Raw genomic sequence first — 12992 nt, 5'->3', positions numbered from 1 at the left:
AGGAACCGGGAAGACAAGAAGGAGGGGCCCGACCACCGCCGGGCGCTGACGGACGTCCTAGCGGTCCCCCGACGGCGGGAAACCCACCGGAGGAACCTCCTTGAAGTGGTCGAACGGCTCACCGCACGCCACACAACGACGCAACGCCTTGCAGGCCGTCGACGAGAAACGGCTCAACAACTCGGTCTCCGTCGCCCCACACTGCGGACAGCGGATACCCAGACTCAACGTCACCGTGCCGCCACCGGAACGCCGGGGCGGCGTCACCCCGTACTCGGCCATCTTCCGACGCCCCTCGTCCGAGATGTCGTCGGTGGACCACGGCGGGGAGAACACGGTACGCACCGCCACCTGCCCCACCCCCCGCCCGTACAGCACCCGACGGATGTCCTCCGACATCGCCTCGATCGCCGGACAACCGGTGTACGTGGGAGTCAACAGCACCTCGACCTCGTCCGGCCCCAGCACCTCCACCCCCCGCACCACACCCAGCTCACCGAGGGTCAACACCGGCAACTCCGGGTCCGGCACCTCACCGGCCCACTCCGCCAACAACCGCTCCAGCAGAGGCAGTTCACCCGCCTCCCACAGCCGCCGCAGCTCCGGGTCCCCGGTCGTCGCGCTCACCAGCTCACCCCCGGATGACTACGGTGCAGATGCTGCATCTCCGCCAGCATCGGACCGAACGACTCGGTGTGCAGCCCCTGACGGCCACCACCCGCGCTCCACGCGTCCTGACGCGGCCCCTCCGGCACGGTCAGCGTGGCCCGCCCCAGCACCTCACCCACCTGGGACACCCACCGCTCGTCCAACCCCCGCCAGTCCACCGACAGACCCTCCACCGGCTGGAACAGCTCCCCGGTGAACCGCCACAACGCGTCCACCGCCCGCTGGGCCCGACCGTGGCTCTCCTCCGTACCGTCCCCCAACCGCAAGGTCCAGTGCTCCGCGTGGTCCCGGTGGTAGGCCACCTCGTGCCGGGCCTTCGCCGCGATCGCCGGCACACCCTCCTCGACGCCCGCCAACTCCTCGTACAACAGCCCCTGGTACGTGGAGAAGTACAGCTGCCGCACGATGGTGTGCGCGAAGTCCCCGTTCGGCTGCTCCGCCAACCGCACGTTGCGGAACTCCCGCTCCTCCCGCAGATACGCCAACTCGTCCTCGTCCCCCACCAGGGACAACAGGGCACGTGCCTGCCCCAGCAGGTCCAACGCGATGTTGGCGAGCGCCACCTCCTCCTCCAGCACCGGAGCGTGACCGGCCCACTCGCCCAGCCGATGCGACAGCACCAACGCGTCGTCGCCCAGCACCAGCGCCGCCTCGACCCCGCTCACAGGTTCGGCACCCCCTCCGGGATGGAGTAGAAGGTGGGATGGCGGTACGGCTTGTCACCGGCCGGCGCGAAGAACGGATCCCGCTCGTCCGGGGAGGACGCGGTGATCTCCGAGGACGGCACCACCCACAGCGACACCCCCTCCGAACGACGCGTGTACAGGTCCCGCGCGTTCCGCAGCGCCATCTCGGCGTCCGGGGCGTGCAGACTGCCCGCGTGCGTGTGGGACAACCCCCGCCTACTGCGTACGAAGACCTCCCACAGAGGCCAGTCACTGGAGCTCATCGCCGAACCCTTTCCTGCCGGGGCCGCCGAAGGCGACCCGTCCGCTCCCCGAGCCCTGTCACGGCAGCCGTCCCCGGCCCGCCCGTCACGCCGCGCTCCGCCGACGCTTGCCGGCGTACGCCTCCGCCGCCTCACGCACCCAGGCACCCTCCTCGTGCGCCCGGCGCCGCTGACTCAGCCGCTGCTCGTTGCACGGGCCGTTGCCCTTGAGGACCTGCTTGAACTCGTCCCAGTCGATGGCGCCGAAGTCATGGGCGCCCCGCTCCTCGTTCCACCGCAGATCCGGGTCCGGCAGGGTCAACCCCAGCGACTCGGCCTGCGGGACACAGATGTCCACGAACCGCTGACGCAGCTCGTCGTTGGAGTGCCGCTTGATCTTCCAGGCCATCGACTGCGCGCTGTGCGCCGAGGCGTCGTCCGGCGGGCCGAACATCATCAACGACGGCCACCACCAACGGTCCACCGCGTCCTGCGCCATCGCGTGCTGCGCCGGCGACCCCTTGCTCAGGGCCATCAGCAGCTCGTACCCCTGCCGCTGGTGGAACGACTCCTCCTTGCACACCCGCACCATGGCGCGGGCGTACGGGCCGTAGGAGCAGCGGCACAACGGCACCTGGTTGGTGATCGCGGCACCGTCCACCAGCCAACCGATCGCGCCCACGTCGGCCCAGGTCAGAGTGGGGTAGTTGAAGATCGAGGAGTACTTCTGGCGGCCCGAGTGCAGCTTGTCCAGCATCTCCTCGCGGCTGGCGCCGAGGGTCTCGGCCGCGCTGTAGAGATACAGACCGTGCCCCGCCTCGTCCTGCACCTTCGCCATCAGGATCGCCTTGCGCCGCAACGAGGGCGCGCGGGTGATCCAGTTCGCCTCCGGCTGCATCCCGATGATCTCGGAGTGCGCGTGCTGGGCGATCTGGCGGATCAGACCGGTGCGGTAGGCGTCCGGCATCCAGTCCCGTGGCTCGACGCGTTCGTCGGCCGCGATGGCCTCGTCGAAGACCCGCTGCCGCTCCGCGTCCGAGCCGCTCGCCTCGGGAAGCACTGCTGTCATCCGAGCCCCCTTGCCCGCGATCCCTGGGGTGATGCGGCTCCGCGAGGGGTGTCCCCGCCGCCGCCTGTCCGGTACAACCGACCGATCGTTCGGTTCAATCGTCGGCGGTACCTCCGCACCCTGTCAAGGCGCTGGATAACCTCTGGGGGCGACGGGACGCGGACACCGGCCCGTACCCACGCGTACGAACCGGACACCCCGGCCGTACGCGGTACCAAGGCACGCACAGGCACACGGAGAGCGAGCGGGCATGGACCCCCAGCACCAGCCGCACGGGGAGGCGGCGCCCCCCACCAGGGGCGCCGGCGGCGGCCCATCCGACGAGGAACCCCCACCGCACGGCCAGGCGACCCCGCACCACGTCGTTCCCGACGCCAGACAGCCCCAGGACACCGACCCCCAGGGACCGGCCGACCAGGCCACCGTCCCCCACCACCCCGAGGCCCCGGACGGCACCGACAGCCCCAGCGGCCCCAGTGGCACAGACAGCACTGACAGCACTCACGGCATCGACCGCCGGGGCGAACCGACGGGCGGCCACCCCGACGACACCGGTGACCTCGGCGACTTCAGCGACCTCGACCACCCCGGCGACCTCGGCGAGCCCGACGACTTCAGCGACCTCGGGGACCCCGGGGGGCCCGGCACCCTGCCGCCCCCCACCGACGAGGACCTCCCCGACGACCAGGACCCCGCCCTCGCCGGACTCCTCTCCCTGTCCCTCCCCGCCCGGATCACCGTCGCCGTGGCCCTCGCCATCACCGTGGTCGCCGTCGGCTTCCACCTGCTGATGGTCTTCTTCCACGTCGCCCCCACCAACACCGTCACCCAGAACCACGGCGACGTCGTCGACGACTACGTCCTCCCCGAGTTCGAACAGAACTGGAAACTGTTCGCCCCCAACCCCCTGCAACAGAACATCCACGTCCAGACCCGCGCCAAGATCGCCAGCGACGACGGACAGACCACCACCACCGCGTGGATCGACCTGTCCGCCATGGACGGCGAGGACATCAAGGGCAACCCCGCCCCCAGCCACACCCAACAGAACGAACTCCGACGCGGCTGGGAGTTCTTCCGCAACTCCCACGACAAGGACAACAAGCCCGTCGGTCTTCGCGGACAACTCTCCGAGCGGTACATCAAACGCATCGTGATGCAGCGCATCGGCGCCGAACGGGACGGCGGCTCCGTCGAACAGATCCAGGTCCGCTCCGCCACCACCAACGTCAAGGCACCGCACTGGAGCGGTGAACGCACCGACACCACCACCAACCACGAGACCATGCCCTGGTGGACCGTCACCAGCTCCGACATCCCCGGGGGCGACCACCGATGACCTCCACACCCACCCCCCGAGAACCCTCCACCCCCCAAGAACCCGCCACCGCACGCCGTACCCTCCACACCACCCGACAGCGCGCCGACCAGGCCTTCAACCGAGGCCTCGCCACCGTCACCAGCCGCTCCCTCGGCCCCTACCAGACCGCCGTGGTACGCATCGGCTTCGCCTTCACCTGGCTGGTCTTCCTCCTGCGCGAATGGCCCCACCGCCACGAGCTGTACGGCCCCGACGGCCCCTGGGACTTCGCCCTCGGCGAGCAACTCGTCTCCAACAACCAGGCGTTCACCGCCCTGCTGTGGACCGACTCCACCAGCTGGTTCGAACTCGTCTACCTCCTGGCCCTCGCCTCCAGCGTCACCCTCGCCCTGGGCTGGCGCACCCGCACCAGCTCCCTGCTGTTCATGATCGGCGTGCTCTCGCTACAGAACCGCAGCGTCTTCATGGGCGACGGCGGCGACAACGTCATCCACCTCATGGCCATGTACCTGGTCCTCACCCGCTGCGCCCAGGTCTGGTCCCTCGACGCCCGCCGCGCCCGCCGCGAACAGCGCCCGCAACAGCAGCCACCCGCCCAGGACATCACCGGAGTGGTGCTGTGGTCGGTACTGGGACTGCTGCTCGCCCTGGTCACCGGAGCCAGCCAACTCGGCCTGGGCTGGGCCCTGTTCTTCTGGGGCATGTGGGCAGTCCACGGCCTGTGGTGGGCGGTCAACCGCCGAGGTGTCGGAGAGCCCCGCCAACTGTGCGACATCCTCGCCCACATCGGCCACAACGGCACCCTGCTGGTGATCATGGCGCAGGTCTGCTTCATCTACGCCACCGCCGGCTGGTACAAGATCCAGGGCTCCCGCTGGCAGGACGGCACCGCCTCCTACTACCCCATGCACCTGGACTACTTCGCCCCCTTCCCCGTACTCGGCGAGACCCTGGTCAGCAGCAGCCTGATCGTGCTGGGCATGACCTATGTGACCGTGATCATCCAGGTCGCCTTCCCCTTCACCGTCTTCCACCGACGGATCAAGAACGTGCTGCTCACGGTGATGATCGCGGAACACCTCAGCATCGCCGTACTGATGGGGCTGCCGTTCTTCTCCCTCGCCATGATCGCCGCCGACGCGGTGTTCCTCCCGGAGAACTTCCTCCGCTGGACCGGCGCCCGCGTCAACGGTCTACGGCGACGACTCCTCCCCGGTCGCCGCGACCGTGCCGACGACCACCCCGACCCGCACTCCCCCGAGGAGGTCCCCCTCCCGGTCAACTGACCGGTGGGGCCCCTTGCCCGGGGGCCGCCACCCGTTCCGCTGGGCAGGGGCCCGGGTGGGCGGCTCGGTTCGGTGCGGGGTGTCCCTGGCGCGGGGGCTTCGGTGCGGGGCCCGGGTGGATACGGGGTGCGGGGGCGGTCGTGCCCACCTCGGCCGTGCGGCACCAGCCGAGCCCGGCTTCGCCTGTCCCTGGTGCGGGGGCGGCCCCAGGACGTGCCCCCGCAACGCGGTACGTAGGTAGGTCAGCCCCGCGACTCGGTAGGCGAGACGGCAGCCTCCGCAACCTGACGCACCCCACACCCTCGTCGTGTGGGGCCGCAGGACCGGGTGGGCATGACCTTGTAGTTGGGGGGTCCCCCTCCCCCCCACCCCCACCCACCCCCGACTGGTTGGGCCGCGGCCGTCCGGGAGGCGCGCTGCTCCCGGACGAGCTTCGGCCCACTCGAATGACCGCTGGCCAGCGGTCATTCGAGCCCGCACGGTGGGGCCGAAGTCCAACCGTGGTTCATCCTGCACGAAGTTCGGGGAGTGTGCTGAGCGTTGTCCACAGGGGGCCTTGTTAGTCGTAGGAATGCAACGAGGAGCGGCTGCGTCTGTGGACGACTGGACGGGCTGCCCGGGGTGGAGCAGGGTGTCCGGGTGGGTGATCCACACTCGTAGGGTGGGGCGATGAGTGAGGAGACGAGCGGGGTCGTCCGGGAGTGGAGGGCCCGGGTGGCCGAGGGCGCGGTGGTGCTGGACGGTTTCCACGCGCTGAAACACGCCCTCCGGTTCGACGCCCCCCTGTTCCGGGTGCTGGCCCTGGACCCGGACCAAGTACGTGAGCTGGCGAGGGAGTTGGCCCCCGACCTGGTGGACCGACTGGGCCCACTGGTGGTGCGGGTGCCCGAGGCCACCCTGCGGGCCCTGGTTCCGAGGGTGCACCCCACCGGGGTGGTCGCCCTGGCCGAGCGGCCCGACCCGGTGGAGAACCTGACCGCGCTGGGCCTGCTGACCAGGGTCGCCCCCCTGGTGGTGTTGGACCAGCCCCGGCACCTGGGCAACCTGGGCGCCGTGATCCGGCTCGCGGCGGGCATGGACGTGGCGGGCGTGGTCACCACCGGCAGCGCCGACCCCTGGCACCCGGGCGCGGTACGGGCCGGCGCCGGGCTGCACTTCGCCACCCGGGTGGAACGGGTGGAGCCGGAGGAACTGCCCTCGGGCCCCCGTTGGGTTCTGGACCCCGAGGGGGAGGACCTGCGCGATGTGCGGATTCCGGCGGAGGCACTGTTGGTGTTCGGCTCCGAGCGGCACGGTGTCTCCCCCGAACTCCGCGCTGGGGCCGACCGGTTGCTGGCCCTGCCCATGCGTCCCCAGGTGTCCAGCTACAACCTGGCGACCAGCGTGGCGATGACCCTCTACCACTGGCGACTGGGCGAGCCCTGACCCGTACCGGCCGGGCCCGACCGGTACGGGACGCACAGGGCATGGGGGATCCCGGGGCGCCGGGATACCGGGCCGCTGGGGCACCGGGGCGCGCCGTGCACGGGGTCAGACGGTGGTGATCTCCACGCCGCTGTCGGCGAGTTGGCCGCGCTGCTCGGCGGTGAGGCTGGTGTCGGTGACCAGGTGGTCGACCTGGTCGAGGTCGCAGACCCGGGTGAAGGCCCGGTGCCCGATCTTGGAGGCGTGGGTGGCGACGATCACCCGGTGGGCCCGGCGGATGAACAGCCGGCTGATGGCGGCCTCGTCCTCGTGGTGGGTCATCAGCCCCTGTTCGCCGGTGAGTCCGTCGACGCCCAGCACGGTGGTGTCCAGGTTGACCTGGTCCAGTACCCCGGCGGTCAGCGGCCCGGTGAGTTCGTAGGTCTGGGGCCGGGCCACCCCACCGGTGGCGACGATCTTGATGTGGGGGCGTACGGCCAGTTCGGTAGCGATGTTGAGGGCGTTGGTGACCAGGGTGAGAGCGGGCCCCTGGGGGGCGGGCGGCTGGTGGTTGCCCGCCGGGTGGGGGGCGTGCTGGAGGGCGAGAGCCCGGGCGACCTCGGTGGTGGTGGTGCCTCCGTTGAGCCCGACGACCTCGCCGGGGGAGACGAGGTCGGCCACCGCCCGGGCGATGCGCTGCTTCTCGGGCGCGTGCTGGGAGGACTTGTAGCGCATGGGCAGCTCGTAGGAGACGCCGTGCGCGGTGGCCCCTCCCCGGGTGCGGGTGAGCATGTGCTGGGCGGCGAGTTCGTCGAGGTCGCGGCGGATGGTGGCGGGGGAGACCTCCAGGGTGGCGGCGGCGTCCTCGACCTCCAACCGCCCCCGTTCGGCGAGGAGTTCGAGCAGCGCCGTCCAACGTTCCTGCTTGGCCACCGGGCGTCCCTTCGGGTCTGGCTGGTGTGGGCCGGCCGGTCGTTCCGGCGCGGTGTGTCAGGGGTGGTCGCGCGTGATCGGGGTCTGTGGGTGCGCGGGTCCCGCGCGCGTAGCGTCGCACAGTGCGCGGTCATGGGCGTAGAGCCACCGTTTCTCTCAGATCCTCGCGCACTTCATGCTCTTTACTGCGCGAAATGGGCGTGCAAGAATCAAAAACGCGCATGAAGACTGTGTGCTCCCCGCTGTCCCGTACGGCCCCGGCCGCTCGCCGCTCCGGCGGCGTACCGAACCGCCGGGCCCGGCCCGACGCCGTGTGCCCGCCCGACTCCCCCTCCGCCGGCACCTCCCCGGTACGCCCGGCGACCCCGCCGCTCACCCACACCCCCGACACCCGACCGACTCCCGCCCTGGGGACCGCTCCCCCGGGCACCGTTCTTCCACAGGAGCCGTGATGTCCCCCGGTACGACCCTGACCGCCTCCGAGATCGCCTCCCAGCCCGACTGCTGGCGCCAGGCGGAACGACTGGCCCCCTCCCTGGAGGAGGTGCTGCCCGGACCCGGCGAGCGGGTGGCCGTGATCGGCTGTGGCACCTCGTGGTTCGTGGCCCAGTCGTACGCCGCCCTGCGCGAACGTGCCGGCCAGGGCCTGACCGACGCCTTCGCCGCCTCCCAGTTCCCCTACGGTCGGGTCCGCGCGGGCGGCCCCGACAGCAACCGTGGCGGCACCCGGCACGGCACCCTCCGCGTCTACGACCGGGTGCTGGCCCTCACCCGTTCCGGCACCACCACCGAGGTGCTGGAGGTGCTGGACACCCTGCGGGGCGAGGTACCGCTGTCGGCGATCACCGCCGACCCCGGCACCCCGGTGATGGAGGCAGCCGACCAGGTCGCCGTACTGGACTTCGCCGACGAACGGTCGGTGGTCCAGACCCGGTTCGCCACCAGTGCGCTGGCCCTGTTGCGGGCGCACCTGGGGCACCGTCTGGAGCCGGTGGCCCGGGACGCGGAACGGGCGTTGGCCGCGAGGTTGCCGGCCGAGGTGGTGCGGGCCGAGCAGTTCACCTTCCTGGGCACCGACTGGACCTACGGTCTGGCCCTGGAGGCGGCGCTGAAGATGCGGGAGGCGGCCGGCGCCTGGACCGAGGCGTACCCGGCGATGGAGCACCGGCACGGGCCGATCAGCATCGCCGCCCCGAACCGGGTGGTGTGGGCGTTGGGCAGGTTGCCCGAGGGGCTGGCGGACAGCGTGCGGCAGACCGGCGCCGTCCTGCTGCACGACTCCTGCCCGGCCAGTGCCCCGGTCGGGGAGCTGGACCCGATGGCGGACCTGGTGCGGGCGCAGCGGGTGGCGGTGGCGGTCGCCGAGGCGCGGGGGATGGACCCGGACCGGCCCCGGAACCTGACGCGTTCCGTGGTCCTGAACTGAGGGACGCGGGCCGATGCGACATGTCATCGCCGTGGACGCGGGCGGCACTTCGATGCGGGCGGCGCTGTTGGCGCCGAACGGGGCGGTACTCCACGGGGACCGGCGGGCTGTGTCTCCGGCGTCCCCGGTGTCCTCGGCGTCCCCGGTCTCTGGTCCTGTCGCCGGTGCGGTACCGGACTTCGTGGAGGAACTGCGGCTGGTGGGGCGCCGTCGTTTCGGCCGGCCCGCCGAGGCGGTGGGGGTCGCCCTGCCGGTCTGGGACGGTGAGCGTCTCGGACGCCCCGGGGAGGGGCATCCGTTCCGGGACGCGTTGGCGGAGGTGGTGGCGGGGGCTCCGGTGGTGTTGACGCACCAGGTGGACGCCGGCGCGGTGGCGGAGGCCCAGTGGGGCGCGGGCCGTGGGTTGGCCCGCTTCTTCTACCTGGCCTGGGGTACGGAGGTGGCCGGCGCGCGGTGTGAGGGGGGCCGTGCGGGGTGGGTGGAGGAGTTCGGGCATCTGCCGGTGTCCGGTCGGGGGCGGCGATGTTCCTGTGGGGCGGTGGGCTGTCTGCGTACGGTGGCCGCCGCCTCGGCGGTGGCCGAGGAGTGGGCGCGGGTGTGTGGGGATCCGTGGGTGGGGGTGGAGCACGCGGCGGAGGCGGCCCGGTGCGGTGACCGGGAGGCGTTGCGGGTGTGGGGGCGGGCGGTGGAGGCGGTGGCCGGGGTGTTGGCGCCGATGTGGGGTGTGCGGCCTCCGGGGGCGGTGGTGGTGGGGGGCCGGTTGGCGGAGGCGGGGTGGCCGGTGCTGGAGCTGTTGCGGGGGGCGTTGGCGCGCCGGTTGCCGGTGGGGCCCTCGTTGGGTCCGGCGGCGACCGGGGACATGGCGGCCTGTGTGGGTGCCGGTCTGCGGGCCTGGGAGGTGTGGCGTCAACTGCGGCGGGCCGAGGGGCAGTTGGCCCGGGTGGGGGTGGCGCGGTGAGGGTGGTGCGGCGGCCGGTGCTGACGGTGACGTTGAACGCCGCCCTGGACGTCACCTACCGGGTGGACGCGCTGTCTCCGCACGCCAGCCACCGGGTGGGCCGGCCGTTGGAGCGGGCCGGTGGCAAGGGGCTGAACGTGGCGCGGGTGCTGTCCGGTATGGGCTGCGGCGTGGTGGTGACCGGCTTCGCCGGGGGCGCTACGGGGGAGCGGCTGCGGAACCTGCTGGCCGGGGAGGGGGAGGGCGCGCGGGACGCCCTGGTGACGGTGGCCGGGGAGAGCCGGCGCACGGTGGCGGTGGTGGAGGAGGGTGGGGGCGCGACGTTGTTCAACGAGCCGGGTCCGACGGTGGACGGGCGGGAGTGGGCGCGGCTGTGTGGGGAGTACCGGCGGCTGTTGCCGGAGTGTTCGGCGGTGGCCCTGTGCGGCAGCCTGCCGCCGGGGGTGCCCCCGGACGCGTACGCGACGCTGGTGCGGGCCGCGCACGAGCAGCGGCTGCCGGTGGTGGTGGACGCCAGTGGCGGGGCGTTGCGGCACGCGTTGACGGCGCGGCCGGAGATCATCAAGCCGAACGTGGAGGAGTTGGCGGAGACCACCGGTCTGGGGTGCCCGTACGCGGCGGCCCGTCGGTTGGCGGACGGTGGGGCGACCGCGGTGGCGGCCTCCCTGGGGGCGAAGGGGCTGGTACTGGTGGCGGGCGCGGGGGGCTGGCGGGCGGAACCGCCGTGGGAGCTGGCCGGTAATCCGACGGGTGCCGGCGACAGTGTGGTGGCCGCGTTGCTGTCGGGGCTGGTGGAGGGGTTGGCCTGGCCGGAGGTGCTGCGGCGGGCGGTGGCGCTGTCGGCGGCGACGGTGTTGGCGCCGGGTGCGGGGGAGTTCGACCGGGAGGCGTTCCGGGAGCTGCTGCCCCTGGTACGGGTGGAGGAGGGGGTTGTGCCGGCGTCCTTCAGTGGGGCGCGGATCGGGTCGCGAACGGGAGAGGAAGGGACGTCATGCCGGTAGCGGGCGGCGCGGAACTGGTGAGGGCGGCGGCGGAGGCCGGTCACGGGGTGGCCGCGTTCAACGTCATCACCCTGGAGCACGCGGAGGCGGTGGTGGCGGCGGCGGAGAACACCGGGCTGCCGGTGATCCTCCAGATCAGTGAGAACGCGGTGCGGTTCCACGACGGCCGGCTGGCGGGCCTGTTGGGGGCCTGTACGGCGGTGGCCGGGGAGGCGGCGGTGCCGGTGGCGCTGCACCTGGACCACGTGGAGGACGTGGGGCTGCTGCGGGCGGCGGCCGGTACGGCGGTGTCCTCGGCGATGTTCGACGCCTCCACCCTGCCGTACGGGGAGAACGTGGCGGCCACCCGGGAGGCGGCGGCCTGGGCGCGTGGCCAGGGCATCTGGTTGGAGGCCGAGTTGGGGGAGATCGGCGGCAAGGACGGGGCGCACGCCCCGGGGGTGCGGACCGACCCGGACGAGGCGGCCTCGTACGTGGCGGACACCGGGGTGGACGCCCTGGCGGTGGCGGTGGGCAGTTCGCACGCGATGACCTCGCGGACCGCCCGGTTGGACCACGGGCTGATCGCGCGGCTGCGCGAGCGGCTGCCGGTACCGCTGGTGTTGCACGGCTCCTCGGGGGTGCCGGACGGGGAGCTGAGGGAGGCGGTGCGCTCGGGCATGGTGAAGGTCAACATCGGTACGGCCCTGAACCTCGCCTACTCCCAGGCGGTACGTGACCACCTGCGCGCCCACCCCGAGGTGGTGGACCCCCGCAAGTACCTCCGGCCGGCCCGGGAGGCGATGACCGACTGCGCGGAACGGCTGCTACGGGTGGTAGCCGGCTGACCCCGGCCCGGGGGCTGGACCGGCCGGACTCGTGCGTCCCCGGCGGCCCGCCGTGACTGAGGGGACCGGGCTCGCGGCTTCGCGGCCGGCGGTGCCGTGCGGGCTTGCCCCGAGGTGGCCACCCCGGGGTTCGGCGCTCCCGTGAGTGGGGCCCCGAGGTGGGTTGCCCCCTGCCGTGACCCCGACACGGGTCCCGGGGCGGGGCCGGCCGGGCCCGTGAGTGGGGCCCGGCGATGAACGGTGAGGCCGGAGGGGGTGCCGTTTGCCGAGGTCGGTCGCCGCCACCCCCGGTTGGGTAGCTGATCGCCCCGAGGTGGGTCGCTCCCCGAGGTGGGGCCGCCCCCTCCGAGACGGGCCCCCGGAGTAGTGCCGCCACCCGGCGAGGTGATTGTCCTCAACGCGGCCCCGAGGTGGGTTGCCCCCTGCCGTGACCCCGACACGGGTCCCGGGGCGGGGCCGGTCGGGCCCGTGTGGGGCTCGGCGATGAACGGTGAGGCCGGAGGGGGTGCCGTTTGCCGAGGTCGGTCGCCGCCCCCCCCGGGTTGGGTGGCTGATCGCCCCGAGGTGGGTCGCTCCCCGAGGTGGGGCCGCCCCCTCCGAGACGGGCCCCCGGAGTAGTGCCGCCACCCGGCGAGGTGATTGTCCTCAAGGCGGCCCCGAGGTGGGTTGCCCCCTGCCGTGACCCCGACACGGGTCCCGGGGCGGGGCCGGTCGGGCCCGTGTGGGGCTCGGCGATGAACGGTGGCGATGAACGGTGAGGCCGGAGGGGGTGCCGTTTGCCGAGGTCGGTCGCCGCCCCCCCCGGGTTGGGTGGCTGATCGCCCCGAGGTGGGTCGCTCCCCGAGGTGGGGCCGCCCCCTCCGAGACGGGCCCCCGGAGTAGTGCCGCCACCCGGCGAGGTGATTGTCCTCAACGCGGCCCCGAGGTGGGTTGCCCCCTGCCGTGACCCCGACACGGGTCCCGGGGCGGGGCCGGCCGGGCCCGTGTGGGGCTCGGCGATGAACGGTGAGGCCGGAGGGGGTGCCGTTTGCCGAGGTCGGTCGCCGCCCCCCCCGGTTGGGTGGCTGATCGCCTCAAGGTGGGTCGCTCCCCGAGGTGGGGCCGCCCCCTCCGAGACGGGCCCCCGGAGTAGTGCCGCCACCCGGCGAGGTGACTGGCCTCAAGGCGGCC

Annotated in this window: 12 protein-coding genes; 7 read left to right on the top strand and 5 right to left on the bottom strand. The window is 72.8% G+C overall.

Going from position 1 to position 12992, the window contains the following annotated elements; genetic code table 11:
* Window positions 1-57: 57 nt before the first annotated feature.
* The 4 genes from paaD to paaA all read right to left on the bottom strand — a co-directional run bounded on the left by paaD (window position 58) and on the right by paaA (window position 2666).
* Window positions 58-591 (bottom strand): 1,2-phenylacetyl-CoA epoxidase subunit PaaD, encoded by a 534-nt coding sequence (gene paaD, locus ABZT14_RS11020; RefSeq protein WP_356300153.1) that lies wholly within the window; start codon window positions 589-591, stop codon window positions 58-60.
* 32 nt (window positions 592-623) lie between these two features.
* Complete coding sequence (paaC, locus tag ABZT14_RS11015; RefSeq protein WP_356299575.1) at window positions 624-1334, bottom strand: 1,2-phenylacetyl-CoA epoxidase subunit PaaC; 711 nt, start codon at window positions 1332-1334, stop codon at window positions 624-626.
* On the bottom strand, window positions 1331-1618 hold the full coding sequence (gene paaB / locus ABZT14_RS11010; protein ID WP_356299573.1) for a 1,2-phenylacetyl-CoA epoxidase subunit PaaB: 288 nt from the start codon (window positions 1616-1618) through the stop codon (window positions 1331-1333). The genes paaC and paaB overlap by 4 nt, the downstream gene beginning before the upstream one ends.
* 85 nt (window positions 1619-1703) lie before the next feature.
* The gene (gene paaA / locus ABZT14_RS11005; RefSeq protein WP_356299571.1) at window positions 1704-2666 is read right to left on the bottom strand and encodes a 1,2-phenylacetyl-CoA epoxidase subunit PaaA; all 963 of its coding nucleotides are present in this window, start codon (window positions 2664-2666) and stop codon (window positions 1704-1706) included.
* 250 nt (window positions 2667-2916) lie between these two features.
* Here paaA and ABZT14_RS11000 point away from each other — a divergent pair, with 250 nt between their 5' ends.
* The 3 genes from ABZT14_RS11000 to ABZT14_RS10990 all read left to right on the top strand — a co-directional run bounded on the left by ABZT14_RS11000 (window position 2917) and on the right by ABZT14_RS10990 (window position 6698).
* Window positions 2917-4005, top strand: a complete 1089-nt coding sequence (locus tag ABZT14_RS11000) for a DUF5819 family protein (protein ID WP_356299569.1) — start codon at window positions 2917-2919, stop codon at window positions 4003-4005.
* Complete coding sequence (locus tag ABZT14_RS10995; RefSeq protein WP_356299567.1) at window positions 4002-5273, top strand: HTTM domain-containing protein; 1272 nt, start codon at window positions 4002-4004, stop codon at window positions 5271-5273. Before ABZT14_RS11000 ends, ABZT14_RS10995 begins: the two co-directional genes overlap by 4 nt.
* Before the next feature lie 669 nt (window positions 5274-5942).
* Window positions 5943-6698: an RNA methyltransferase gene (locus ABZT14_RS10990; protein ID WP_356299565.1), complete on the top strand. Its 756-nt coding sequence runs from the start codon at window positions 5943-5945 to the stop codon at window positions 6696-6698.
* Window positions 6699-6803: 105 nt separating this feature from the next.
* Here ABZT14_RS10990 and ABZT14_RS10985 read toward each other — a convergent pair whose 3' ends face one another.
* The gene (locus ABZT14_RS10985; RefSeq protein WP_356299563.1) at window positions 6804-7610 is read right to left on the bottom strand and encodes a DeoR/GlpR family DNA-binding transcription regulator; all 807 of its coding nucleotides are present in this window, start codon (window positions 7608-7610) and stop codon (window positions 6804-6806) included.
* 451 nt (window positions 7611-8061) lie between these two features.
* Between ABZT14_RS10985 and ABZT14_RS10980 the strand changes: the two genes are divergently transcribed.
* Genes ABZT14_RS10980 through ABZT14_RS10965 form a run of 4 tightly spaced genes read left to right on the top strand, consistent with a single transcriptional unit; the run spans window position 8062 to window position 11822 of the window.
* Window positions 8062-9036: a sugar isomerase gene (locus tag ABZT14_RS10980; protein ID WP_356299561.1), complete on the top strand. Its 975-nt coding sequence runs from the start codon at window positions 8062-8064 to the stop codon at window positions 9034-9036.
* Between the two features lie 13 nt (window positions 9037-9049).
* Window positions 9050-9994: an ROK family protein gene (locus ABZT14_RS10975; RefSeq protein WP_356299560.1), complete on the top strand. Its 945-nt coding sequence runs from the start codon at window positions 9050-9052 to the stop codon at window positions 9992-9994.
* Window positions 9991-10995, top strand: a complete 1005-nt coding sequence (locus tag ABZT14_RS10970; protein WP_356299558.1) for a 1-phosphofructokinase family hexose kinase — start codon at window positions 9991-9993, stop codon at window positions 10993-10995. The genes ABZT14_RS10975 and ABZT14_RS10970 overlap by 4 nt, the downstream gene beginning before the upstream one ends.
* Window positions 10986-11822 carry a class II fructose-bisphosphate aldolase gene (locus ABZT14_RS10965; RefSeq protein WP_356299556.1) on the top strand — a complete coding sequence of 279 codons (837 nt, stop codon included), beginning with the start codon at window positions 10986-10988 and terminating at the stop codon, window positions 11820-11822. The genes ABZT14_RS10970 and ABZT14_RS10965 overlap by 10 nt, the downstream gene beginning before the upstream one ends.
* Window positions 11823-12992: the final 1170 nt, after the last annotated feature.

Origin of the sequence: Streptomyces sp. NPDC005438 (assembly GCF_040606315.1) — a bacterium.
Taxonomy (GTDB): Bacteria; Actinomycetota; Actinomycetes; order Streptomycetales; family Streptomycetaceae; genus Streptomyces.
The sequence above is the reverse complement of the archived record's forward strand: the minus strand, read 5'-3'. Positions and strand labels throughout refer to the sequence as shown.

Coding starts and splice junctions, on each gene's coding strand:
- paaB (WP_356299573.1), bottom strand. CDS start 1,618: ATGAGCTCCAGTGACTGGCCTCTGTGGGAGGTCTTCGTACGCAGTAGG.
- paaA (WP_356299571.1), bottom strand. CDS start 2,666: ATGACAGCAGTGCTTCCCGAGGCGAGCGGCTCGGACGCGGAGCGGCAG.
- ABZT14_RS11000 (WP_356299569.1), top strand. CDS start 2,917: ATGGACCCCCAGCACCAGCCGCACGGGGAGGCGGCGCCCCCCACCAGG.
- ABZT14_RS10995 (WP_356299567.1), top strand. CDS start 4,002: ATGACCTCCACACCCACCCCCCGAGAACCCTCCACCCCCCAAGAACCC.
- ABZT14_RS10990 (WP_356299565.1), top strand. CDS start 5,943: ATGAGTGAGGAGACGAGCGGGGTCGTCCGGGAGTGGAGGGCCCGGGTG.
- ABZT14_RS10980 (WP_356299561.1), top strand. CDS start 8,062: ATGTCCCCCGGTACGACCCTGACCGCCTCCGAGATCGCCTCCCAGCCC.
- ABZT14_RS10975 (WP_356299560.1), top strand. CDS start 9,050: ATGCGACATGTCATCGCCGTGGACGCGGGCGGCACTTCGATGCGGGCG.
- ABZT14_RS10965 (WP_356299556.1), top strand. CDS start 10,986: ATGCCGGTAGCGGGCGGCGCGGAACTGGTGAGGGCGGCGGCGGAGGCC.